Source organism: Streptomyces sp. NBC_00258 (assembly GCF_036182465.1).
Classification (GTDB): domain Bacteria; phylum Actinomycetota; class Actinomycetes; order Streptomycetales; family Streptomycetaceae; genus Streptomyces.
This window is the reverse complement of the sequence record NZ_CP108081.1, coordinates 9,521,436-9,545,466: the sequence shown is the minus strand read 5'-3', so window position 1 is coordinate 9,545,466 and position 24,031 is coordinate 9,521,436. Positions and strand designations below refer to the sequence as shown.

The 24,031-nt window shown below is 70.9% G+C and carries 22 protein-coding genes; 7 read left to right on the top strand and 15 right to left on the bottom strand.

The features are described from left to right. Positions 1 to 30: 30 nt before the first annotated feature. The 10 genes from OG718_RS42465 to OG718_RS42420 form a co-directional block, all read right to left on the bottom strand. Positions 31 to 1,215: a S1C family serine protease gene (locus OG718_RS42465; RefSeq protein ID WP_328846677.1), complete on the bottom strand. Its 1,185-nt coding sequence runs from the start codon at positions 1,213 to 1,215 to the stop codon at positions 31 to 33. Positions 1,216 to 1,328: 113 nt separating this feature from the next. Beyond that, positions 1,329 to 2,279, bottom strand: a complete 951-nt coding sequence (locus OG718_RS42460; protein ID WP_143635509.1) for a VWA domain-containing protein — start codon at positions 2,277 to 2,279, stop codon at positions 1,329 to 1,331. Between the two features lie 82 nt (positions 2,280 to 2,361). Next, on the bottom strand, positions 2,362 to 3,285 hold the full coding sequence (locus OG718_RS42455; RefSeq protein ID WP_328846676.1) for a DUF58 domain-containing protein: 924 nt from the start codon (positions 3,283 to 3,285) through the stop codon (positions 2,362 to 2,364). Then, complete coding sequence (locus OG718_RS42450) at positions 3,282 to 4,352, bottom strand: AAA family ATPase (protein ID WP_328846675.1); 1,071 nt, start codon at positions 4,350 to 4,352, stop codon at positions 3,282 to 3,284. Before OG718_RS42450 ends, OG718_RS42455 begins: the two co-directional genes overlap by 4 nt. Then, positions 4,349 to 4,612: a hypothetical protein gene (locus tag OG718_RS42445; protein WP_143635512.1), complete on the bottom strand. Its 264-nt coding sequence runs from the start codon at positions 4,610 to 4,612 to the stop codon at positions 4,349 to 4,351. Before OG718_RS42445 ends, OG718_RS42450 begins: the two co-directional genes overlap by 4 nt. 231 nt (positions 4,613 to 4,843) lie before the next feature. After that, positions 4,844 to 6,382 (bottom strand): MFS transporter, encoded by a 1,539-nt coding sequence (locus tag OG718_RS42440; RefSeq protein ID WP_328846674.1) that lies wholly within the window; start codon positions 6,380 to 6,382, stop codon positions 4,844 to 4,846. Then, complete coding sequence (locus OG718_RS42435; protein ID WP_223064920.1) at positions 6,379 to 6,930, bottom strand: TetR/AcrR family transcriptional regulator; 552 nt, start codon at positions 6,928 to 6,930, stop codon at positions 6,379 to 6,381. Before OG718_RS42435 ends, OG718_RS42440 begins: the two co-directional genes overlap by 4 nt. A gap of 173 nt (positions 6,931 to 7,103) precedes the next feature. Beyond that, positions 7,104 to 8,075 carry an aldo/keto reductase gene (locus tag OG718_RS42430; protein ID WP_143635515.1) on the bottom strand — a complete coding sequence of 324 codons (972 nt, stop codon included), beginning with the start codon at positions 8,073 to 8,075 and terminating at the stop codon, positions 7,104 to 7,106. 180 nt (positions 8,076 to 8,255) lie between these two features. Beyond that, the gene (gene argH, locus OG718_RS42425; protein ID WP_328846673.1) at positions 8,256 to 9,686 is read right to left on the bottom strand and encodes an argininosuccinate lyase; all 1,431 of its coding nucleotides are present in this window, start codon (positions 9,684 to 9,686) and stop codon (positions 8,256 to 8,258) included. Between the two features lie 164 nt (positions 9,687 to 9,850). After that, complete coding sequence (locus OG718_RS42420; protein WP_186001108.1) at positions 9,851 to 11,044, bottom strand: argininosuccinate synthase; 1,194 nt, start codon at positions 11,042 to 11,044, stop codon at positions 9,851 to 9,853. A 188-nt stretch (positions 11,045 to 11,232) separates the two neighbouring features. Between OG718_RS42420 and OG718_RS42415 the strand changes: the two genes are divergently transcribed. The 7 genes from OG718_RS42415 (at position 11,233) to OG718_RS42385 (ending at position 18,786) form a co-directional block, all read left to right on the top strand. Beyond that, on the top strand, positions 11,233 to 12,087 hold the full coding sequence (locus OG718_RS42415; protein WP_143635520.1) for a hypothetical protein: 855 nt from the start codon (positions 11,233 to 11,235) through the stop codon (positions 12,085 to 12,087). Positions 12,088 to 12,282: 195 nt separating this feature from the next. Further along, entirely contained in the window at positions 12,283 to 12,870 is a 588-nt protein-coding gene (locus OG718_RS42410) for a pyridoxamine 5'-phosphate oxidase family protein (protein WP_328846672.1), read from the top strand. Between the two features lie 187 nt (positions 12,871 to 13,057). After that, positions 13,058 to 14,746: a peroxidase family protein gene (locus tag OG718_RS42405; RefSeq protein WP_328846671.1), complete on the top strand. Its 1,689-nt coding sequence runs from the start codon at positions 13,058 to 13,060 to the stop codon at positions 14,744 to 14,746. Positions 14,747 to 14,904: 158 nt separating this feature from the next. Continuing rightward, on the top strand, positions 14,905 to 15,603 hold the full coding sequence (locus tag OG718_RS42400; RefSeq protein WP_328846670.1) for a L,D-transpeptidase family protein: 699 nt from the start codon (positions 14,905 to 14,907) through the stop codon (positions 15,601 to 15,603). Between the two features lie 217 nt (positions 15,604 to 15,820). After that, positions 15,821 to 17,149, top strand: coding sequence for a ferredoxin reductase family protein (locus OG718_RS42395; protein WP_143636047.1), 1,329 nt, complete (start codon positions 15,821 to 15,823; stop codon positions 17,147 to 17,149). Positions 17,150 to 17,168: 19 nt separating this feature from the next. After that, positions 17,169 to 17,978 carry an FMN-binding protein gene (locus tag OG718_RS42390; protein WP_143635526.1) on the top strand — a complete coding sequence of 270 codons (810 nt, stop codon included), beginning with the start codon at positions 17,169 to 17,171 and terminating at the stop codon, positions 17,976 to 17,978. A gap of 19 nt (positions 17,979 to 17,997) precedes the next feature. After that, entirely contained in the window at positions 17,998 to 18,786 is a 789-nt protein-coding gene (locus OG718_RS42385; protein ID WP_143636049.1) for an FAD:protein FMN transferase, read from the top strand. Positions 18,787 to 18,884: 98 nt separating this feature from the next. Here the strand turns inward: OG718_RS42385 and OG718_RS42380 are convergent, their stop codons facing one another. Genes OG718_RS42380 through argC form a run of 5 tightly spaced genes read right to left on the bottom strand, consistent with a single transcriptional unit; the run spans position 18,885 to position 23,776 of the window. After that, on the bottom strand, positions 18,885 to 19,421 hold the full coding sequence (locus tag OG718_RS42380; RefSeq protein WP_055613870.1) for an arginine repressor: 537 nt from the start codon (positions 19,419 to 19,421) through the stop codon (positions 18,885 to 18,887). A gap of 17 nt (positions 19,422 to 19,438) precedes the next feature. Then, on the bottom strand, positions 19,439 to 20,641 hold the full coding sequence (locus tag OG718_RS42375) for an acetylornithine transaminase (RefSeq protein WP_143635527.1): 1,203 nt from the start codon (positions 20,639 to 20,641) through the stop codon (positions 19,439 to 19,441). Then, entirely contained in the window at positions 20,638 to 21,576 is a 939-nt protein-coding gene (gene argB, locus OG718_RS42370; RefSeq protein WP_143635529.1) for an acetylglutamate kinase, read from the bottom strand. Before argB ends, OG718_RS42375 begins: the two co-directional genes overlap by 4 nt. Further along, positions 21,573 to 22,751 (bottom strand): bifunctional glutamate N-acetyltransferase/amino-acid acetyltransferase ArgJ, encoded by a 1,179-nt coding sequence (gene argJ, locus OG718_RS42365; RefSeq protein ID WP_328846669.1) that lies wholly within the window; start codon positions 22,749 to 22,751, stop codon positions 21,573 to 21,575. Before argJ ends, argB begins: the two co-directional genes overlap by 4 nt. After that, the gene (gene argC, locus OG718_RS42360; protein WP_143635533.1) at positions 22,748 to 23,776 is read right to left on the bottom strand and encodes an N-acetyl-gamma-glutamyl-phosphate reductase; all 1,029 of its coding nucleotides are present in this window, start codon (positions 23,774 to 23,776) and stop codon (positions 22,748 to 22,750) included. The genes argJ and argC overlap by 4 nt, the downstream gene beginning before the upstream one ends. Positions 23,777 to 24,031: the final 255 nt, after the last annotated feature.

Genomic DNA, 24,031 nt, shown 5'->3' with positions numbered 1-24,031 from the left:
CAGCCGCGAACCGGCCCTCCCCGGGAACACTCAGCCGCCGTCGATGATGGCCCGGGCTGCGGCCCGCGCGTCCCCCACCGGGATGGCGAACCCGATCCCGATCGAACCGCCCCGCTGCTGGTCCAACGTCGCGATGGCCGTGTTGATGCCGATCACACGACCCTCAGCATCGACGAGCGGCCCACCGGAGTTGCCCGGATTGATCGACGCGTCGGTCTGCAGGGCCCGCCGCCGCTCACCCCCCTCACCGAGCCGCACGGATCGGTCGAGCGCACTGACGATGCCCGACGTGACGGTGCCGCTGAGGCCGAGCGGGGAGCCTATGGCGAGGACGGTGTCGCCCACACCGGGCTTGGCCCGGGCCCCGGCGGCCAGCTGGGCGGCGCGCAGCCCTCGGGCGGTCTCCGGTTCCAGGACGGCCACGTCGTTGGCGGGGTCGTCACCGAGTACGTCCGCACGGAGCCGACGCCCGTCCTGGAGCTCGATCGACACCTCCGAACTCCCCGCCACCACATGCGCGTTGGTGAGAATCCGGCCGCGCTCGTCGAACACGAACCCGGAGCCCTGTCCCTCCGCCGTCTCGATCGACACGACACTCGGCAGCACGCGTGCGGCGACCGCTTCGAGCCCCGTGACGTCGTCCTGCTCGGCCGCGGACGCGGCGGGCTCCTCGTCGCCGATGGCCCCCGCCGCGTAACCCGCGGCCCCGCCCGCCAGGACGGCGGCGAGGACCGCGGCCACGAGGGGGCTGACCTTGCGGGGAGACCGGGGAGGCGGGGCCGGAGGGGGCTGCGGGGCCGGGGTCGCGTACGGGCTCGGGTACGACGTCTCCGGCGGCGCGGCCGGGCCGAATCCCGAAGGGGGCCGACCGGGCAGGAAGGAGGGTCCGCGCGGCTCGCCCAGGCCCGGATAGGGGGTGTGGGGGTGCCCGCTCCGGTACGGGTCGCCCGGCTCCGCCTCGGCCCGATGACCTTCCGCCCTGGGGCCGTTGGGGCCCAGAGGGCCGGGCGGACGGGGTGGCCCCATGGGCCGTGACGGGCCCAGCGGGCGGGTCGGACTGGGGTGAGCCGGCGGCCCCGCGCGGCCGGGGAGGCCCGCGCCGCTGGGGAGACCCGGCTCGTCCGGGAGACCCGGCCGGTCCTGGAAACCCGCGTCGCGCGGTGGTCCCGGGTGACGCGGCGGGCCCGGGTGGCCCTGGAATCGGTCGTACGACACGGTCGTTCCTCCTTGGTCGCGGAACCCTGGACCCGAGGGGCCGGGGCGCGGAACCCGGTGGTGCCGGAAGCCGGATGCCGGAGCAGGGCGCCGGAAGCCGGAGGGGTTGCGGGTCAGGGAAGTCGGGAGAACCAGAGCAGTGAGGTGGCCGCGGTGGCGAGGGCCGTGAGGAGGCCGGCCGCGACGAACCACTGCCAGATCTCGCGTTCCTCGGTTCGGTGCCCGACGGAGCTGCCGATGTCCTCGTACACCTCCTGGAGTTCTTCGCCCGTCGCGGCCTCGTGGAAGTCGCCGCCGGTGCCGGAGGCGAGGTCCCGCAGGGCGGGGCCGTCGACCGGGACGCTCACCGTGTCGCCGGACGGCAGGTCAATGGTCCCGCTTTCCGTGCCGTACGCGATGGTCGAGACCGGGATTTTGTCGCCGGCCGCCTCCTGGGCCGCGGACTCGACGGACCGGCCCGTGGTGTTGGAGCCGTCGGACAGCAGCACGATGTGCGCGGGCGGCGGCTTGGTCTCGGCCTCCCGGTCGAGCATGCGGACGGCGTCACGGGCGGCCACGACGGCCTCGCCGATCGCCGTGCCCTCGCCGGTGGTGAGCCGTTCGATGGCCGAGCGCAGAGCGCCGCGGTCGGTGGTCGGCGGGACCGCGACCGTGGCGGAACCGCTGAACGGTACGAGCCCCGCGTTGAAGCGCTCGGGCAACCGGTCGACGAAGGCGAGCGCGGCACGCTGCGCGGCCTCGAAGCGGGTCGGCTCGACGTCGGTGGCCTCCATGGACGCCGACACGTCGAACGCCACCACGATCGTGGCGCGCTCACGCGGCACCTGCACCTCCGTGGTCGGCCGGGCGAAGCCCACGACGAGCAACGCGAGCGTGCCGCAGAAGGCAGCCGCCGGGACGTGGCGGCGCCAGCCGGGCCGCCGGGGCGCGACCTTGTCCAGCAGTTCGAGGTTGGTGAACCGGACCGCGTACCGGCCGCGCCTGCGCTGCACCAGGAGATAGGCGCCGATCAGCAGGGCGAGCGGCACCAGGAGCAGCAGCCAGCCGGGCGAGTGAAGACTCACGGCACCTCCAGCGGACTCATGGCCCCCTCCGGGGGATCCGGAGGTACGGCCGGGGGTACGGACATCGGGGCGACGGACGTGTTCACGTGGCACCGCCTCCCGACCTGCGCCGCTGCTCCTCGACATGGCGTACGACGTCCCGCACCCAGTCGCGGTCCGTACGCAGCCGGAGGTGGGCCGCGCCCGCCCGGCGGATGGATGCCTTGATCAACGCACGCTGTTCCAGGGCCGCTTCGGCGTACCGCTCACGCAACCGCCGTGAGTGGGTGGGGATTTCGCGCCTGATGCCGGTCTCTGGATCGACGACGTTGAGCAACCCCACGTCAGGTAGCTCCAGTTCACGAGGGTCGACGGTCTCGACGGCCAGGATCTGGTGGCGGTGGGCGACCGTTCGAAGGGGTTGCTCCCAGCCTGTCTCCAGGAAGTCGGAGACGACTGCGACCAGGCCGCTGCCGGGGAGTGTGCGCAGCGAGCGCAGGGCGCCGGCCAGGGAGTGCGGGGCCTCCTTTGCCGCGGCCGCCGCCACCCGGGGCCGGTCCAGGGCGGCCCGCAGGATCGTGAGGAGGTGGTGGCGCCCGGTGCGGGGCGGGATCCGCTGGATGCCGCCCGGGCCGGTGATCTGCGCGCCGAGCCGGTTCCCGGCCCGTTCGGTGAGGAAGGCGACGGCCGCGGCGGCGCCGACGGCCAGGTCGCGTTTCTCCATCCGTGCCGTGCCGAAGTCCATGCTCGCGGACGCGTCGAGCACGATCCAGGTGGTCAGTTCGCGGTCGGCGAGGGTGAGACGGACGTGCGGGACGGTGGTGCGTGCGGTGGCGTTCCAGTCCATCCGGCGCACGTCGTCGCCGATGACGTACGGCCGGGTCTCGGACACCTCGGTGCCCGGTCCCGGTACGAGGCCGGGGTGGTCGCCCTGGAGGAGACCGTCGGGGCGACGGGTGAAGAGCAACTCCAGGTGTTTCAGGGCCTGTTCGGGGGTGAGCTCGCTGAGGGTCGGGGTGCCGCTCATGCCGCTTCGCCCTCCGTTCCCCCCTCTGCGCGTCCCTCTGTACGGCCTTCTGGTCGTCCCTCTGTCCGCCCCTCGGGGCGCGTGGCGGCCTGGCGTGGGGTGATGCGCGGCTGCTCCACGGCGGCCAGTACCTCGTCGACGATCTCGGCGCCGGTGACGCCGTCGGCGAGCGCGTCGAAGGACAGCACCAGTCGGTGGGCGACCACCTCGTGGGCCAGGTCGTGCACGTCCTCGGGGAGGACGTAACCACGGCCGCGCAGCAGGGCGAGCGCGCGGGCGGCGGCCACCAGGCCCAGCGTGGCGCGCGGGCCGGCACCGTGCGCCAACCGGCTTCCGGGGCCCGCGAGTTCACGGGTCGAGACGACCAGTCGTACGGCGTACTCGGCGACCGCGTGGTGCACGAACACCTCGTCGGTGGCGCGCTGGAGCGAGATGAGCCGCTCGGGGGTGAGGACGGGGCGCGCCCGGGGCGGGTCGACGCTCATGCGGTAGAGGATCGCGAGTTCCTCGGACTCGCTGGGGACGGCGACGTCGACCTTGAGCAGGAAGCGGTCGCGCTGGGCTTCGGGGAGTTGGTAGACGCCCTCGGACTCGATGGGGTTCTGGGTGGCGAGTACGAGGAACGGCTGGGGGACGGGAATGGTGGTGCCGCCGATGGAGACCTGGTGCTCGCCCATCACTTCGAGGAGCGCGGACTGCACCTTGGCGGGGGCGCGGTTGATCTCGTCGGCGAGGACGAAGTTGGCGACGACCGGGCCCGGTTCGACGCTGAACGTCTCCTGGGACGGGCGGTAGATCCGGGTGCCGGTGATGTCGGACGGGACGAGGTCGGGGGTGAACTGCAGCCGGGCGAAACGTCCGCCCGCCACCTGCGCGAGGGTCTTCGCGGCGAGTGTCTTGGCGACGCCCGGGACACCCTGGAGCAGGCAGTGGCCACGGGCCAGGACCGCGGTGAACATCCGTTCCACCATGCGGTCCTGGCCCACGATCACCCGCTTGACCTCGAAGAGCGCCTCTTCGAGGAGCTTCCCGTCCGCGGTGTCGCCGCGTGGGTCGGCGGTGGTCACAGCGCTGCCGCGGGGTTGCTCGGATCCGCGGAGGGGGTGCCGCTGGTGCCGTCCTTGTCGGGGCAGTCCTCGCGGGTCCAGGTGCGGGTTCCGCTGTCGTGCGCGCCCTCTTCGGCCGCGCCCTCCTCCACGACGAAGCGGACCGTTTCGCGCGGGGCCTCGTCACCGTCGGCGGCGAGGGCGACGCCGCCGCCTGCCAGGCCTGCGGCGGCCAGCACGGCGACGACGAGGATCTTTCGGTTACGGATACGACGGGTCATGGTCGGTGGCTCCTTCGGCCGTGTGGGACGACGTCGGGTACGGAGCCAAGACCATCAGGTGAGGGCGAAAACGCGCTTAAAGGGGGGCGCTGCCTGCGGGTTTCCTTTGGAGCGGGAGTTGGGGGCGGAAGGTTGTCCGTCGGCTGCGGGTGCGTCGGGGCCGATCGCGCAGTGCCCCGCGCCCCCGAAGGGGCACGACTGCCCGCAGCCGGACAGAACCAATGGCGGTGTCTACGGGTGCTCCGCCCCGTCCCCCAGTTTCTGGCCCCGCAGCAGTACCCATGCCGCCACCGACGCCGCCAGCAGTACCGCCGCGCCGAGGCCCGCCGCCAGGGCGACGCCGTCGACGAAGGCTGTGCGGGCGGCGTCGAGGAGCGGCTCGGCGTCGGGCAGCCCCTCGGATGCCTCCACGGCGCCGCCGAGGGACTCGTGGGCCGCGGCGGCCACCTCCGGCGGTGTGCCCGGCGGGGCCGTGAACCCGGCGTAGACGCCGGTGACGATGGAGCCGAGCAGGGCGATGCCGAGGGCCGCGCCGAGTTCGTACGCCGTCTCGGAGACCGCGGAGGCGGCGCCTGCCTGTTCCTTGGGCACGCTGGAGAGGATCACGTCGGCGGTCACGGTGAAGGAGAAGCCCGCGCCCACGCCGACGACCAGCAGGGCCCCGCCGAGCAGCGGATACCCGGTCGTCTCGTCGAGCAGGGTCAGCGCGCCCAGGGCGAGCCCGATCGCGGCGAGTCCGCCGGCGGTGACGGCACGTACCGAGTACCGGCGCGCGACCGTACCCGCGACCAGGCCCGCCGCCACCGCGCCGAGAGCGGCGGGCAGTTCGGCAAGACCTGCCTCCAACGGCCCCCTGCCCTGCACGAGTTGCAGGAACTGCGAGAGGAAGAAGACCAGCCCGGACAGGCCGAGGATGGTCAGCAGGTCGGCGAGCACGGCTCCGGAGAAGCCGCGGTTGCGGAACAGCCGCATGTCCAACAGTGGGATGGGCAGCGTGAGTTGACGGCGTACGAATCCGTAGAGCCCGGCCGCGCCGAGCAGTGCCGCGGCGCCCGCCGTGGCGTTCGGGCCGTGCGAGGCGGCCTCCTTGATCCCGTACACGATGCCGACCATGCCGACGAGCGACAGCACGACGCTCATCAGGTCCCAGGGGCCGGGCTCGGGATTGCGGGACTCGGGCAGCAGCTTCACGCCGACGAGGACGAGGACCGCCATCACGGGGAGGTTGATCAGGAAGACGGAGCCCCACCAGAAGTGTTCGAGGAGGAATCCGCCGACGACCGGGCCGACCGCCGTGCCGGCCGAGGCGGTGGCGCCCCAGATGCCGATGGCGAGGCTGCGTTCGCGCGGGTCGTGGAAGAGGTTGCGGATGAGCGCGAGGGTGGCGGGCATCAGGGTCGCGCCCGCGACACCGAGCAGCGCCCGCGCCACGATCATCAACTCGGGAGTGCTCGCATAGGCGTTGAGCACGGATACGAGACCGAACGCGACCGAGCCGATGAGCAGCAGCTTCTTGCGGCCGATGCGGTCACCGAGGCTGCCCATCGAGACGAGCAGGCCCGCGATGACGAAGGAGTAGACGTCTCCGATCCACAACAGCTGCGTACCGGAGGGCTTGAGGTCCTCGCTGATGTAGGGGGTCGCGAGACCGAGGACGGTCGCGTCGACGGCCACCAGCAGCACGGCGAGGACGAGGACGGCGAGCGCGAGCCAGCGGCCCGGACGCTTCTCCGTCTCCGCCGCGAACGCCGGCCGCACCGTGCTGGTCATGATTCCTCTCTCCGTAGTGCGCCGCCGAGCAACAGCTCGACGATCATGTGGTGGAAGTCGTTGGCCGCCACCCGGCCCTCGGTCACGGCCCATGCCCCGGAGGCGATGAGTCCGTAGAGGGCTTCGGTGAGCCAGACCGGGGTGAGGTCGATGCGGAACTCGCCGCTCTCCTGGCCGCGTCGGAACACCGCCGCGATCCGCGTGTCGAGCCGGGCCCAGCCCTCGTGCCGCTCCTCGCCCTCGAACAGCTGGTTCTCGGAGTAGAGGAAGGCGAGCAGCCCGGCGGCGCTCTCGATCTCGCCCACCAGGCGGCGTACGGCCTCCCGGGCGGTGTCCTCGTCGAGCCGCGCCGCGTCCAGCGCCGCCTCGCACTCGCGGATGCCGAGATCCTCCAGCGCCCGTACGAGGGCGTCGCGCCCGGCGAACTGGCGATGCAGCGTGGCCCGGCTGATCCCGGCCGCCTTGGCGACCTCGTCCATGGTGGCGGTGGATTTCCGGGTGAGCAGGGCGGCCGCGCTGCGCAGCACGTGGTCACGATCGATGGCCATGAGACAACCATAAACCATATGAGACATCAATGTCTCACTCGAAGCGCGCGACGCTCACCACCAGCGGTTCTTCCAGCTCTTCCAGCTCTTCCGGTTCTTCCAGCTCTTCCGGTTCTTCCAGCTCTTCCGGTTCTTCCAGCTCCTGCGGCTCCTGCGGCTCTTGCCGCGAAGGCTCAGTGCCAGGGCAGCTGCCCGCGCCGCTCCCAGTACGCCACCGGCTCCTCGGCCAGCGCGTCGAGCCGGGTCTGCTGCTCGTCGTCGAGGTCGACCACGGCGGCGTGCAGGTTCGAGGAGAGCTGGACGGCTGTGGCAGCGCCGGAGAGGACGACGCCGGCCCAGGGCTGCCGCAGGACGAGCGCCAGGGCGACCGCGTCGGAGCCGAGGCCCGCCTCTTCGGCGATGGCACGTACGGCGTCCGGCGCGTGCGGGTCGGCGAGCCGGCCGTTGGCCATGCCCTCCTTGACGATCACGGTGAGCCCGGCGTCGTGCGCCTCGGCGAGCGCGGGGCCCGCGGAGGTCTCCAGGACGTTGTAGGTGGCCTGGACGGTACGGAACAGCGGCTCGCCGTCGACCGTCACGGCGAGCGCGGTGCGGATCGCGTCGGCCTGGGCGGGACCGCTGGTGGAGAAGCCGACGGTCAGCCCCTGCGCGGCGGCCTCGGCCAGCCTGGCGTGCAGTTCCTTGTCGGTGAGGGCCGGGCTGTCCGGGGTCACCGAGTGGATCTGGTAGAGGTCGAGCCGGTCGCCGAGCAGTTCGGCGCTCTCGGCACGCTGCCTCTCGTACGTGGCGAGGCTGTGGTCCTTGATCTCGTGCGCCTCGGCGTCGGTGCGCCAGTCGGCCGTGTAGGTGTAGCCCCACTTGCTGCCGACGACGACGTCGCCGATGTCGGACCGTGTGTTCAGCCAGCCGGCGAGGAACTCCTCCGAGCGGCCGTACGAGCGGGCGGCGTCGAAGTAGCGCACGCCCTGGGCGTAGGCGGCGTCGAGGAGTTCGTGGGTGCGGGTGCGCAGCGTCTCGACGCTGCGGTCCTCTCCGAGGTCGTGGTCCCGGCCGAGGTTGATGTAGCCGGGGCGGCCGACTGCGGCGAGGCCCAGTCCGATGTGGCAGGTGGGGGTCGTTGCTGTGGCCAGTCGGGCGAAGGGCATCGCGGGCTCCGTTGGTCGGCTCCTGTACGGCTGTCCGACCAACGTAACCCGCGATGACCTTTGGCGAAGGGCGCCCGAGAGCTCGGTTCGTGTGGTGCTTTGGCGGGTGCGGGGTTCGTTGTGGTTGCTCGCGCAGTTCCCCGCGCCCCTGGAGGGCCTCCGGCCCTCAGGGCCAGATGCCTACTTCTTCTTGGCCGTCGCCCACTCGTGCTGAGCCGCCACGTTCGCCTTCACCTCTGTCAGCTGGACCGCGACCGCGCTCGGGGCGGTTCCTCCGCGGCCGTTGCGGGAGGCCAGCGCGCCAGGCACGTTCAGCACCGACCGGACCTCGGGCGTGAGGTGCGCGGAGATCTTCGCGAACTGCTCGTCGGTGAGGCCGTCGAGTTCGATGCCGTCGGCCTCCGCGGCCTTGACGCACTCCCCCGCGACCTCGTGCGCGACGCGGAACGGCACGCCCTGCTTGACCAGCCACTCGGCGATGTCCGTGGCGAGCGAGAACCCGGCCGGGGCCAGCTCCTCCATGCGCTCGCGGTGGACGGTGAGGGTCGCCATCATGCCGGTGAAGGCGGGCAGCAGGACCTCCAGTTGGTCGCAGGAGTCGAAGACCGGCTCCTTGTCCTCCTGGAGGTCGCGGTTGTACGCGAGGGGCAGGGCCTTGAGCGTCGCCATCAGACCGGTGAGGTTGCCGATGAGCCGACCCGACTTGCCGCGCGCCAGCTCCGCGATGTCCGGGTTCTTCTTCTGCGGCATGATCGACGAGCCGGTCGAGAAGGCGTCGTGGAGGGTGACGAAGGAGAACTCCTTCGTGTTCCAGATGATGACCTCCTCCGCGATCCGGGAGAGGTTCACCCCGATCATCGCGGTGATGAAGGCGAACTCGGCGACGAAGTCGCGCGAGGCCGTGCCGTCGATGGAGTTGCCGACACTGCCGTGCTCGAAGCCGAGGTCCTTGGCGACCGACTCCGGGTCGAGGCCGAGGGAGGAACCGGCCAGGGCGCCCGAGCCGTACGGCGACACGGCCGTCCGCTCGTCCCACTGCCGCAGGCGCTCGGCGTCCCGGGACAGGGACTGGGCGTGGGCCAGCACATGGTGGGCGAACAGCACGGGCTGGGCGTGCTGCAGATGCGTACGCCCCGGCATCGCGACGTCCGGGTGGGCCTCGGCCAGCCCGATCAGCGCGTCCTGGAGGTCGGCGACGAGCCCGCCGATGATCCGGGCGTGGTCGCGCAGGTACATCCGGAAGAGCGTGGCGACCTGGTCGTTGCGCGAGCGGCCGGCACGCAGCTTGCCCCCGAGGTCTGGGCCGAGCTGCTCCAGGAGCCCGCGCTCCAGGGCGGTGTGGACGTCCTCGTCGGCGATGGTGCCGACGAAGGAGCCGTCCGCGACGACGGCCTCCAGCCGGTCGAGCCCCGCGAGCATGCGCTCCAGCTCGTCGTCGGTCAGGAGTCTCGCCTTGTGCAGCACGCGCGCGTGGGCACGTGATCCGGCGATGTCGTACGGCGCCAGCCGCCAGTCGAAGTGGACGGACGCGGACAGCTTGGCAAGGGCCTCGGCGGGCCCGTCGGCGAACCGCCCGCCCCAGAGCCGTACATCACCGCTGTTGCTGCTCACTTGCTGTACTCCTCAAGACTGTTGATGTACAACCGCTTCCCCACTCTTCCAGCAGGGCCGCGCCCCCAAGGAGCGCGGGGCTGTGTCGATATGCGGCTCCGCCGCGTGGGCGCGACCAGCCCACCACAACCCGCAGGGGGCCATGTACCGGACTCCGCAGAACGCTACGCGAGGTCCCTCTTCGCCGCGATCTTCGAGGACAGCGCGAAGATGTCGATGAATCCCTGCGCCTTGGACTGGTCGAACGTATCGCCCGAGTCATACGTCGCGAGGTTGAAGTCGTACAGCGACTCCTCGGACTTCCGCCCGGTGACGACGGCACGGCCGCCGTGCAGGGTCATCCGGATGTCGCCGGAGACATGCTGGTTGGCCTCGTTGATGAACCCGTCCAGGGCGCGCTTGAGCGGGGAGAACCACAGGCCGTCGTAGACCAGCTCGCCCCAGCGCTGCTCGACCTGCCGCTTGTAGCGGGCGAGTTCACGCTCGACGGTGACGTTCTCCAGCTCCTGGTGGGCCGTGATCAGCGCGATCGCGCCGGGAGCCTCGTACACCTCGCGGGACTTGATGCCCACGAGCCGGTCCTCGACCATGTCGATCCGGCCGATGCCCTGGGCGCCCGCGCGGTCGTTGAGCTGCTGGATGGCCTGGAGGACGCTGACCGGCCTGCCGTCGACGGCGACCGGGACGCCCGCCTTGAAGGTGACGACCACCTCGTCGGGCTCGCGCGGCAGCGCCGGGTTCTGCGTGTACTCGTAGACGTCCTCGATCGGGGCGTTCCAGATGTCCTCCAGGAAGCCCGTCTCGACGGCGCGTCCGAAGACGTTCTGGTCGATGGAGTACGGCGACTTCTTGGTGGTGGCGATCGGCAGGCCCTTCTCCTCGCAGAAGGCGATCGCCTTGTCCCTGGTCATCGCGTAGTCGCGGACCGGGGCGATGCACTTGAGGTCCGGGCCGAGGGCCTGGATGCCGGCCTCGAACCGCACCTGGTCGTTGCCCTTGCCGGTGCAGCCGTGGGCGACGATGCCCGCGCCGTGCTTGTGGGCGGCGGCGACGAGGTGCTTGACGATCGTCGGCCGGGAGAGGGCGGAGACCAGCGGGTAGCGGTCCATGTAGAGGGCGTTGGCCTTGATCGCCGGGAGGCAGTACTCCTCGGCGAACTCGTCCTTCGCGTCCGCGACCTCGGCCTCGACGGCGCCGCACGCGAGGGCGCGCTTGCGGATGACGTCCAGGTCCTCGCCGCCCTGGCCGACGTCGACCGCGACCGCGATGACCTCGGCGCCCGTCTCCTCGGCGATCCAGCCGATGGCGACGGAGGTGTCCAGACCGCCTGAGTAGGCGAGTACGACGCGCTCGGTCACGGGCTTCTCCTCACAATGCATTCACTGACATGCATGAGTATGCAGTGCTCTGCATGATTCGTCAATCCGAGGTGTGCCGGAAAGTAATTTCGGAGTCGCTTGAACGCGGGAAACCGCTTACCCGTACTCCAACCCGAACGCCGGCGCCGCGTTTGTAAACCCACTCCTGACCCAAGTGAGGCACTCGCATGTCCAGGGCTCTCCCGAAGTACAACAAGCGCCGCGTGGCGATCATCGGTGGCGTGGCCGCGGTGGCGTTGTCCGGAGCGGTCATCGCCGGATCGGCCTTGGCCGGGGAAACGTCCAAGAGCGGCAACAGCCAGGCCGCCAGAACAAAGGCGTCCCCCGGCACGGTGAGCTGCCCGGCCGTCGCGCCGAGCCTGCCCGCGATCCCCGCCTCCGCCAAGGCCGAGGTCGACCGCAACCTGGCCCTCCTCGACACCCAGATCGCCGAGGCCAACAAGCGCCTCGTCGACACCGTCGGCCAGGGCGGCGCCAACTTCGCCCAGAACGCCATCGTCGGCCCCCTCAAGGACAAGCGCGTCGCGACCATCAACCGCATCGCCACCGCCATCGGCCGCACCGCCGCCAAGCCCCAGGGCCTCGACTCCCTCGCCGCCTGCACGCTGAACGCGGGCGCGGCGGCCGGAGGCGGTGCCGCGGCATCACCGAGCGCGTCCCCCACCCAGCAGGCGGGCGGCAACACCGGGAACGCCGGAAACACGGGCAACACCGGCAACACGAACGCGGCCGGCACGGTGAGCTGCCCCGCCGTCGCGCCGAGCCTGCCCGCGATCCCCGCCTCCGCCAAGGCCGAGGTCGACCGCAACCTGGCCCTCCTCGACACCCAGATCGCCGAGGCCAACAAGCGCCTCGTCGACACCGTCGGCCAGGGCGGCGCCAACTTCGCCCAGAACGCCATCGTCGGCCCCCTCAAGGACAAGCGCGTCGCGACCATCAACCGCATCGCCACCGCCATCGGCCGCACCGCCGCCAAGCCCCAGGGCCTCGACTCCCTCGCCGCCTGCACGCTCAACAAGTAGTCACCGGATCACCGACGTCCCCCCACGGGCGCCCCGCACGCCGGCCGGGGCGACTCCGGGGCCCGTAGGCCGCAAGGCCCGGGCCCCGGGGATCTCCGGGCATCACCCGGAGACCACGCCGCCCGTCGCACCCCACACGCGCGGGCGGCGCAATTCTTTAGACAAGCGAAGGAGTTGCGGCCATAATCGTTAGACATGGGAAAGACTTATGAGCGCATAGACGGCCGCCTGCGTACGTTCATCGAGGCGCAGCCCCTCTTCTTCACCGCGACCGCGCCCCTGTCGGGCGACGGCACGGTCAACCTCTCGCCCAAGGGCCTCACCGGTTCGTTCGTGGTCCTCGACGAACTCACCGTCGCCTACCTGGACTTCGCCGGGAGCAACGCCGAGACGATCGCCCACCTCCGGGAGAACGGCCGGATCACCCTGATGTGGTGCGCCTTCCAGGGCCCGCCGAACATCGTCCGCGTACACGGCCGGGGCGAGCCGGTCTTCCGCGACGACCCGCGCTTCAAGGAACTCCTCGCGCACTTCCCGGGCATCGACCCGACGCCGCACGGCCTGCGGGCGATCATCGTGGTGACGGCCGAACTCGTCCGGGACACCTGCGGCTACGCGGTGCCCTTCATGTCGTACGACGAGGACCGCGACCTGCACGCCAAGCGCTTCGCGCGGGAGGACGACGCCTCACTCGACGCGTACTTCGGGAAGAAGGAGCACATCGCGACAAGCATGGACGGCCTGCCCGGGCTGCCCCTGCCGCTGCCTCCCACCCCGGCCTGAGCCCGCACCACTCGAGAACCTTGCGCCGCTCCAGTCCGTGATGTCAGAGTATTAGCTTTTTGCCGATCTTCTTCGCAGAAACGTCAGTTGTGCCATTTGACGGAATTCTCCCTTCCACCGTGCGCAGCCCCTACGCTCGGCAAAAACCGCCCACCGGGCGGGAACACCAGGAACGGATGGGGGATCCATGTTCCGAGCCGCAAGCGAACCTCAGCGCAAACGTCATGTCCGGAACTCGTACTTCGTCGTGGGTGAGGGAATCCTCGCCGACCCCGGGGCCGACGAACCGGCCGAGGCGCAGGCGGCGTCGAGCGTCGCGGCGCTGCGCAAGTTCCAGTTCTCCCGGTTGGGGCCGAAGGCGAAGCCCGACCAGCTGCTCGACCGGGCCCAGCGCACGGAACTCGCCCAGAAGATGACCACGGACCCGCCCGGGCCGGGCGGCCAGCCCGACTCCAACCCCGGGGTACCGGCGGGCTTCACCTATCTCGGCCAGTTCGTGGACCACGACCTGACCCTGGACGCCACTGCGGTGCGGCTGGAGGAGGACGTCACCGTCCAGCAGCTGCTCCAGGGCAGGTCGCCGGCGCTGGACCTCGACAGCCTCTACGGCCTCGGACCGGACAACCGCTTCGACCGCCGTTTCTACGAGGACGACGGGATCCGGCTGAAGTCCGGCACGACCCAGGGCATCCCGGGCGCCACCGACATCACCAAGGACCCGCTGGCCGGCTTCGACCTGCCCCGGGTCGGAGCCGGCTCGCTGCCGTCCGAGCGACGACGGCCACTGATCCCGGATCCGCGCAACGACGAGAACCTCGCCGTCGCGCAGATCCACAGCGCCTTCATCCGCTTCCACAACCGGTTCGTGACCGAGCTCGCCGACAAGGGCGTTTCCAGCGCGGCGCTCTTCGAGTCGGCGCGCGAGGCGGTCGTCAAGCACTACCAGTGGATGCTGGTCCACGACTTCCTGCCGCGGATCGTCGACGGGACCGTCATCGACGAGGTCTTCGACAAGGGGCGCAAGCACTTCGAGCCCTCGCCGGGGGACCAGGACCGCCCGACGATGCCGATCGAGTTCTCCGTGGCCGCCTACCGTCTCGGCCACAGCATGGTGCGCGACGAGTACGAGTGGAACAGGATCTTCCGCACGGGCCGCACCGTGGCCACGCTGGAGCTGCTGTTCCGCTTCACCGGCACCAGCGGCAACCTCTCCCCGGGCGGCGACATCAACGACCCCGAGTCGGGCAGCTTCGAGCGCCTTCCCACCAACTGGGTCGCCGACTTCCGGCGCCTGTTCGACTTCCCCGAGGGGGGTCGCCCCGACCTCGCCGTGACCGCCGCGGAGTTCAACCTCACCAAGCGCATCGACACTCTGATGGTCGACCCGCTGGCGAAACTGCCGCTCGGCTCGTTCGGCGCACGCCCGCAGGGGCCCGGCGACGCCATCGAGTTGAACCTGGCGTTCCGGAACCTCACCCGGGCCAACATGGTGGGTCTCGCCACGGGTCAGCAGATGGCCTCGCGGCTCAGGGTGAAGCCGTTGCTCGCCTCCGACTTCGACAACCGCGACGGAGCCCAGCTCTCCGACCCGCTCAAGAAGAAGCTCGTCAGGGACTGCCCGCTGTGGTTCTACATCCTCCGCGAGGCCGAGGTGAACGGCGGCGGCAAACTGACCGGCGTCGGCGGCCGCATCGTCGCCGAGGTCTTCCACCGCGCCATCGAAGGCAGTCACCACTCCATCGTGCGTGACCCCTTCTGGCGTCCGTTCCTCACCCCCGACCCGCAGCGGAAGGCCGACGGGAAGTTCGACATGACCGACCTCCTGCTGTACGCGTTCGAGGGCAGGGCCGAACTCCTCAACCCGCTGGGTCCGTGAGCCCGGACCCTGTGGACCCCGTGGTTTCCGGACGCCCCGGCGGGCCGCCCGGAAACCACGGGAACACCGGCGCCGACACCGGGGAACACACCGACGGTCGGCGCCCGGACGGCCCACCCGGGCTGCCCCGGCCGCTGCCTCCCCGTAGCGTCCGGTCCATGCGTCCCGGTGCCGCCGTCCTCCTCGTGTCCGCGTCCCTCCTCACCCTGGCCCTGGCTCCCAGCGGCCCGCCTCCCCTTCCCGAACGGATGGCGGACACCGGCGGCGGCAGCCAGCTCATCACCGCGCAGGCCTCCCGGACCTCCTCGACGACCGGCACGGTCACCTGGTGGAACCGGCGGAACGGGCACTGGGTGAAGGCAGGTTCCGTACCCGCGCGCTTCGGTGCCAAGGGCCTCGTCGAGGGCAACTCCCGCAAGCAGGGCACCGACACCACCCCCACGGGCCTGTACGACCTGCCGTACGCCTTCGGCATCGAGCCAGCGCCCGAGGGGACGACCACGAAGTACCGCCCTGTGAGGCAGAACTCCTGGTGGTGCCAGGACACCGCCTCCCGCTCCTACAACCGCTGGACCGAGCCACGCCCCGCCGACTGCCGTGCCGCCGAGTCCGAGCACCTGATCACGTACAGGACGCAGTACGCGTACGCGCTCGTCATCGGATTCAACTACGAGCGGCCGGTGCGGGGACGCGGCGCGGGGATCTTCCTGCACGTCAACGGAAGTGGAGCGACGGCCGGTTGTGTCTCCGTGTCCCACGACGCGATGCGACGCATCCTGACCTGGGCCGATCCGGCGCGCAGCCCGCACATCGCCATCGGGACGGACGGCGGGCCCACCTCGATCGTCCGCTACTGACCTCCGCACCGACGTCCGCGCGGCCGTCGGCCGAGGAGACCCGCGCCACCTCGGGTTACCGCGAGTCGCACCAGTTCACGGCTTGCTCCGCGGGCTGTTGAACACTCCGCCGTCCCGGGACGTACCACTGGGCCAAGGGGCCACTCCCCTTCCCAGCGTCCCCCACGGAGGAACCGTGAGCACGATCGCCGGCGGCCGCGCGGCGCGGCGCCAGACGATGCGCCGCATTCGCCCTCGCCGCTCCCCCGCCATCCCGTTGCTGATCGCCGTCTGGGCGGGTGCGGCGGGCGTGATCTGGCTGTGGTGGAGCAACACCCCGTCCATCGCGGACGACAAGGGCCGGATCCTGAACGCGGGCCGGATCACCGGTCTGCTCGCCGGGTATCTGATGGCTCTCGTGGTCCTGCAGATGGCCCGGGTGCCTGCGCTGGAACGCCGGGTCGGCTCCGACCGGGTCGCTCGCTGGCACGCCATGAGCGGCCGCTACACGCTCTGCCTCACGCTCGCCCACATCGGGCTGACGATGTACGGCTACGCCCTGCAGGCGAACACGGGGGTCGTCGACCAGACCATCGAGTCGGTCACAACCCTGCCCGACATGGGCAAGGCGGCCATCGGCACGGGTCTGCTGCTGTTCATCGGCCTGATCTCCGTCGGCGGACTGCGCAAGCGGATCCCGTACGACACCTGGTACCACATCCACCTGCTCACCTACGCGGCCGTGTACCTGTCGTTCTGGCACCAGCTGTCCACCGGCAACGACTTCGCGGTCGAGCCGGCCGCCACGACGGCCTGGTACGCGCTGTACGGGACCGTGACCGCGCTGGTGCTCTGGTACCGGGTGATCACGCCGATCCGGCTGAACCTGCGGCATCGCATGCGGGTCGAGGAGGTCGTCGAGGAGGCGCCCGGCATCGTCTCCGTCCTGATCAGCGGGAAGCGGCTGCACCGCATCGGTGCCGAGCCCGGGCAGTTCTTCCGCTGGCGGTTCCTGGCACCGGGCATGCGGCTCAGTTCGCACCCGTACTCGCTGTCGGCGGCGCCCAGGCCCGGTCTGCTCAGGATCACGGTCAAGGCGCTCGGCGACCACAGCACCGCGCTGAAGGGACTGAAGCGGGGCACGCGGGTGTGGGCCGAGGGCCCGTACGGCGCGATGACCGCGTCCCGGCGCAGCCGCGGCAAGGTGCTGCTGATGGCCGGCGGAGTGGGGATCACCCCGATGCGGGCGCTGTTCGAGACACTGCCGGCCGAGCGTGGCGACCTCACCCTGCTGTACCGGGCCAACAGCACGCAGGACCTGGCGCTGTGGGACGAGTTGTCGGCGATCGCCGACGAGCGCGGCGCCCGCCTGATGTACGCGGTGAACAGCCCCGACGGGGAGCGCCCGGACATCAACCCGGAGACGCTGCGCCGGAAGCTGCCCGACATCGACGAGCACGACGTGTTCCTGTGCGGGCCTCCCGGCTTCGCCGAGGGCGCGTACACCGCACTGCGCGGCGCGGGCGTGCCGGCCCGCCGCATCCACCACGAGTCCTTCGAGCTGTGACGAACGGGAGTCCGCACCGATGAAGAAGAGCCACCCCCTGCGACGAATCGTGCTGGCCGGTGCCGCCACGGTGTCCGGGATCGTCCTTCTGCTGACGCTGAAGCCCTCCTCGGACCCGGCGGCCGCGTCGGCCGAGGGCACGCCACAAGGGCAGCAGTCGGTCGCGCCCCAGGGCTCCGGAGGCGTACAGGCGGGCAACGGAGGTGACCAGACCCTCACCGGTGACGTCGTCAAGACCGAGTACGGCAATGTCCAGGTCCGGGTCACCATGAGCGGCGGGAAGATCACCTCGGCCGCCGCCGTCCAGGCACCCAGCGGCGGGCGCAGTACCGAGGTCAGCACCAACTCGGTGCCCAAGCTCAACCAGGCGGCGATCCAGACGGGCAGCGCCGACATCGACGCGGTCTCGGGTGCCACCTACACGAGCGGCGGCTACAAGAAGTCCCTGCAGTCGGCCCTCGACAAGGCCGGCGCGTCCTCGGCGACCGGCGGCGGCTCGGGCGGCGGAGGCGGCTCGGCCGACGCGAGCGGCTCCACCGGAGGGGGTGCCGCCCAGGCCAAGACCCTCACGGGCACGGCCGTCGAGACCGACTACGGCCCCGTGCAGGTCCGGATCACCGTCACCGGCGGGAAGATCACCAAGTCCGAGGCGGTGCAGTCGCCCAGCGGCGGACGCAGCACCCAGATCAGCGGTGACGCGGTGCCCAAGCTCAACCAGGCCGCGGTCGCGGCGGGCAGCGCCGACATCGACGCCGTGTCCGGCGCCACGTACACCAGCGGCGGCTACAAGGAGTCCCTGCAGTCGGCCCTGGACCAGGCCGGTGGCTGAACCGACCGAGCCGGCCGATCTGGCCGAACCCGCCGAGGCGCCCGTCGCGGTGCGTCACGCGGAGGAGGTGATGGGCACGGTCTTCTCCTTCGACGTACGGGGCGGTGAACCCGAGGCCGTACAGGCCGCGTTGGCGGAGGCCGTGGCCCAACTCCACGCGGTGGACGAGGTGTTCAGCACCTACCGCGAGGACAGCCAGATCTCCCGGCTGGCGCGCGGCGAACTGACCGTCGAGAATTGCGACCCGGAGGTCGCCGAGGTGCTCGAACTGTGCGCCGAGGCCGAGCGGTTGAGCGACGGCTGGTTCAGTACGAGATACGCGGGTCTCATCGACCCGACCGGCATGGTGAAGGGCTGGGCCGTCGAGCGCGTGGCCCGGCATCTCGTCGCGGCCGGGGCGAGCGGCGTCAGCGTGAACGGCGGCGGCGACGTGCAGATGTACGGCGTGCCGGGGCCGCACCGGCCCTGGCGGGTAGGCGTCTCCGACCCGCTGCGGCCCGGCGGGCTGGCCGCCGTGGTCTCGGCGGCCGGGGTCGACGAGCTGGCCGTGGCCACCTCCGGCTCCGCCGAGCGCGGCACCCACATCGTGGACCCGCGCACCGGCCGCTCCGCGGTCACCGACCTGGTCGCCGTGACCGTCGTCGGCCCCCGCATCACCTGGGCCGACGCCTGGGCGACAGCGGCCTTCGCGATGGGCTCCCGCCAGGCCCTGACCTGGCTGGAGTCCCTGCCGGACGTCGAGGCCCTGCTGATCACAGCGGGCGACGAGGTCAGATGCACGGGGGGCCTGGCCAACAGGCTGGGCTGAGAAGGACTCACCCCTTCAGGCGCGCGAGCGGCGGGGTCTTCAGGGGCGCGGGGAACTGCGCGACCAGCCACAGCGCACCCGCACCCGATCCAGAACCCTCAATGATGGTTCTGAGCCAACCGCAGCAAGTGATCGGCCAACGCCTGCCCACCCGTGGGGTTCCGACTGATCAACAGCAACGTGTCGTCCCCGGCGATCGTCCCGAGAATGTCGTGCAACTCGGCCTGGTCGATCGCCGAGGCAAGAAACTGCGCAGCCCCCGGAGGGGTCCGCAGAACCACGAGGTTCGCCGAAGCCTCCGCGGAGATCAACAGCTCCGAGGACAGCCTCCGCATCCGCTCCTCCTTCGCCGACTCCCCCAGCGGCGCGCGCGGGGTACGGAAACCCCCCTCGCTCGGCACCGCGTAGATCAGATCGCCGTCGTTGTTGCGGATCTTCACCGCGTTCAGCTCGTCCAGGTCCCGGGAGAGCGTCGCCTGAGTGACGTTCAGCCCGTCGTCGGCAAGAAGCTTGGCCAACTGGCTCTGGGAGCGCACCGGTTGCCGGTTGAGGATGTCCACGATCCGGCGGTGGCGTGCGGTGCGGGTCTGCGGGACCGCGGGCCCCGCGTGCTCGTGGTCCTGCGCCTGACTCATCGTCGTCGTCCCATTCCTCAGGATGCTCCGTCCCCGTCGGCGTCTCGGGCCTGGTCGAGGACGCCGGGCAGGGCCCGCAGGAACGCGTCCACCTCGTCGTCGCTCACGTTCAGCGGCGGCATCAGCCGTACGACATCGGGGGCGGGCGCGTTCACCAGGAGACCGGCGTCCTGAGCCGTCTGCTGCGCGCGGGGCGCGAGCGGCTCGGTGAGCACGATACCCAGGAGGAGGCCCGCGCCCCGGACATGGTCGATCAGCGGATGGCCGAGGGACTCGATTCCGTCCCGCAGCTTCTCGCTCGTCCGCTTCACGTTCTCCAGCAGCCCCTCCGCCTCGATCGTGTCGAGGACGGCGAGTCCGGCGGCGCAGGCGACCGGGTTGCCGCCGAAGGTCGTGCCGTGGTGACCGGGCTTCAGCAGCTGCGCGGCCCGGCCGAAGGCGACGGTCGCGCCGAGCGGAAGCCCGCCGCCGAGTCCCTTGGCGAGCGTGACGATGTCCGGCAGGACACCCTCGTGGGCCTGGTACTCGAACCAGTGCCCCGTCCGGCCGACACCCGTCTGCACCTCGTCGAGGACGAGGAGCGTGCCGGTGGCGGCGGTGATGGCGCGGGCGGCCTTGAGGTAACCGGGCGGCGGCACGATCACGCCGTTCTCGCCCTGGACCGGCTCGATGACGACCAGCGCGGTGTCCTCGGTGACGGCGGCGGCGAGCGCCTGCGGGTCCCCGTACGGCACATGCGTGACGTCGCCCGGCAGCGGCAGGAACGGCTCCCGCTTGCCCGGCTGGCCGGTGAGCGCGAGCGCGCCCATGGTCCGGCCGTGGAAGCCGCCGTCGGTGGCGACCATGTGCCCGCGGCCGGTGAGCCGGCCGATCTTGAAGGCGCCCTCGTTGGCCTCGGCCCCCGAGTTGCAGAAGTAGACCCGGCCGTCCCGTCCGAAGAGCTGGAGCAGCCGTTCGGCGAGCGTGACGGGCGGCTCGGCGACGAAGAGGTTGGAGACATGGCCGAGGGAGGCGATCTGCCGGCTGACGGCCTCGACGATCGCCGGGTGGGCGTGGCCGAGCGCGTTGACCGCGATCCCGCCGACGAAGTCCAGGTACTCCTTGCCGTCGGCGTCCCACAGCTTGGTGCCCGCGCCCCGGACGAGGGGCAGCCGCGGGGTGCCGTAGTTGTCCATCAGCGCGCCCTGCCATCGCTGGGTGAGCTGTTCGTTGGCGGTCATACGGCTTCCCCCTCGTGCGTGTTCGGCTCTTGCTTGCGCGGCTCTTCCGCGTCCGGCACGACCATCGTGCCGATGCCCTCGTCGGTGAAGATCTCCAGCAGGATCGAGTGCTGGACCCGGCCGTCGATCACCCGGGCGGTGTTCACGCCGTTGCGGACGGCGTGCAGACAGCCCTCCATCTTCGGCACCATGCCGCTGGCCAGTTCGGGCAGCAGCTTCTCCAGCTCCCTCGCGGTGAGCCGGCTGATGACCTCGTCGGAGTTCGGCCAGTCCTCGTAGAGTCCCTCGACGTCCGTGAGGACCATCAGTGTTTCGGCACCCAGCGCCGCAGCGAGTGCCGCAGCCGCCGTATCAGCATTGACGTTGTAGACATGTCCGTCGTCCTGGCTACGGGCGATCGACGAGACGACCGGGATCCGGCCGTCGGCGAGCAGTGCCTCGATCGCGCCCGTGTCGATCGCGGTGATCTCGCCCACCCGCCCGATGTCGACCAACTCCCCGTCGATCTCGGGCTGGTGCCTGGTGGCGGTGATGGTGTGCGCGTCCTCGCCGGTCAACCCGACGGCGAGCGGCCCGTGTTGGTTGAGCAGCCCGACCAGCTCGCGCTGGACCTGCCCGGCGAGGACCATCCGTACGACGTCCATGGCGTCCTCGGTGGTGACCCTGAGGCCCGCCTTGAACTCGCTGACGATGCCGTGCCGGTCCAGGGCCGCGCTGATCTGCGGGCCGCCGCCGTGCACGACGACGGGCTTGAGCCCGGCCTGGCGCAGGAACACGACGTCCTGTGCGAACGCGGCCTTCAGGTCCTCGTCGATCATGGCGTTGCCGCCGAACTTGATGACGACCGTCCTGCCGTTGTGCCGCGTCAGCCAGGGCAGCGCCTCGATGAGGATCTGCGCCTTGGGCAGTGCGGTGTGTTTGCGGGTGGCGTTCATGAGGAGTACGCGCTGTTCTCGTGGACGTAGTCGGCGGTGAGGTCGTTGGTCCAGATCGTGGCGGTCTCGGTGCCCGCTGCGAGGTCGGCGACGATGTGGACCTCGCGGTAGCGCATGTCGACCTTGTCGCGGTCCTCGCCGACGCCGCCGTTCTTGCAGACCCAGACACCGTTGATGGCGACGTTCAGCCGGTCGGGTTCAAAGGCGGCTCGGGTCGTGCCGATGGCGGACAGGACACGGCCCCAGTTGGGGTCCTCGCCGTGGATCGCGCACTTGAGGAGGTTGTTGCGGGCGATGGAGCGGCCCACCTCGACGGCGTCGTCCTCGCTCGCCGCGTTGACCACCTCGACCTTGATGTCCTTGCTGGCGCCCTCGGCGTCCCGGATGAGCTGCTGACCGAGATCGTCACAGACCTTCCGTACGGCCTCGGCGAACTCCGCGTCGTCCGGGGTGACCTGGGAGGCTCCGGAGGCGAGCAGCAGCACGGTGTCGTTGGTCGACATGCAGCCGTCGGAGTCGACCCGGTCGAAGGTCGTGCGGGTGGCGGCGCGCAGGGCCCTGTCCAGTACGCCGCTCTCGACGTCGGCGTCCGTGGTGAGGACGACCAGCATCGTGGCGAGGCCGGGGGCGAGCATGCCCGCGCCCTTGGCCATGCCGCCGACGGTCCAGCCGTCCCCGGTGACCACGGAGGTCTTGTGGACGCTGTCGGTGGTCTTGATGGCGATGGCGGCCTTCTCGCCGCCGTGCGGGCTGAGTTGGGCGACTGCCTTGTCGACACCCGGCAGAAGCTTGTCCATCGGCAGAAGCAGGCCGATGAGGCCCGTGGAGCAGACGGCGATCATGCCTGCGGCGTGACCGCCCGTCTCGTCCAGCCCGGCGATGTTGAGGGACTCGGCCACCTTCTCCGCGGTGGCGTGGGTGTCCTGGAAACCCTTCGGGCCCGTACAGGCGTTGGCGCCACCCGAGTTGAGGACGACGGCGGTCAACTCGCCGCCCTTCAGAACCTGCTCGGACCAGAGCACCGGCGCGGCCTTCACACGGTTGGAGGTGAAGACGCCCGCCGCGGCCAGTCTGGGCCCGTTGTTGACCACGAGGGCGAGGTCCGGGTTGCCGTTCTCCTTGATGCCTGCTGCGATGCCGGAGGCGGTGAAGCCCTTGGCTGCCGTGACACTCACGGTGCGACTCCGATCGTGGAAAGGCCGGTGGCCTCGTCGAGCCCGAGGGCGATGTTCATGCTCTGTACGGCACCGCCCGCGGTGCCCTTGGTGAGGTTGTCGATGGCGCTGATCGCGATGATCCGGTGCGCGGCCGCGTCGAACGCGACCTGCACCTGAACGGCGTTGGAACCGTAGACGGACGCGGTCGCGGGCCACTGGCCCTCGGGCAGCAGATGCACGAACGGTTCGTCGGCGTAGGCCTTCTCGTACGCGGCCCGTACGGACTCGGCCGTGACGCCCTCGCGGGCCTTCGCCGTGCACGTGGCGAGGATGCCGCGGGGCATCGGGGCGAGGGTCGGGGTGAAGGAGACGGTGACGGGCTCACCGGCGGCCGCGCCGAGGTTCTGGATCATCTCGGGGGTGTGCCGGTGGACGCCGCCCACGCCGTACGGGGACATGGACCCCATGACCTCGCTGCCCAGCAGGTGCGCCTTGGGCGCCTTGCCCGCTCCGGAGGTCCCGGAGGCGGCGACGATCACGGCCTCGGGCTCGGCGAGACCGGCTCCGTACGCCGGGAAGAGCGCCAGCGAGGCGGCCGTCGGGTAGCAACCGGGCACCGCGATGCGCTTGGACCCCTCCAGCGCGGCGCGGGCACCCGGCAGTTCGGGGAGGCCGTAGGGCCAGGTCCCGGCGTGCGCGGAGCCGTAGAACCGCTCCCAGTCGGCCGCGTCCTTCAACCGGAAGTCGGCCCCCATGTCGACGACCAGTACATCCGGACCGAGTTTCTCGGCGACGGCGGCGGACTGTCCGTGGGGCAGCGCCAGGAAGACGACATCGTGTCCCGTGAGGACCTCGGGTGTGGTCTCCTGAAGCACGCGGTCGCTCAGCGGCAGCAGATGCGGCTGCAGCGCACCGAGCCGCTGCCCCGCGTTGGAGTTTCCGGTCAGAGCGCCGATCTCGACCTCGGGGTGCGCCAGGAGCAGACGCAGCAGTTCCCCGCCCGCGTACCCACTCGCTCCGGCCACTGCCGCACGTACCGCCATGGAACCCTCCTCTTGGATGGCATGACTATACGTTTCGATGCACGTTTATGCAATCTCGGAGCTTTTCGAGGCAGGTGTCACCCCGTCTCGGCGAACACATGATCGTGGGGCGGTGCCGGGTGGGAGGCATTCACGCGTAACGGGCATGCCGGGTGAGGATCTACCGCTCAGCGCGGGCGCGGTCTTGGATCCACGGGTCATGCGGTGACGGCGATGGCCGGCTCGTAGCGCGGGATGCTGTGCGACTTCCCAGCG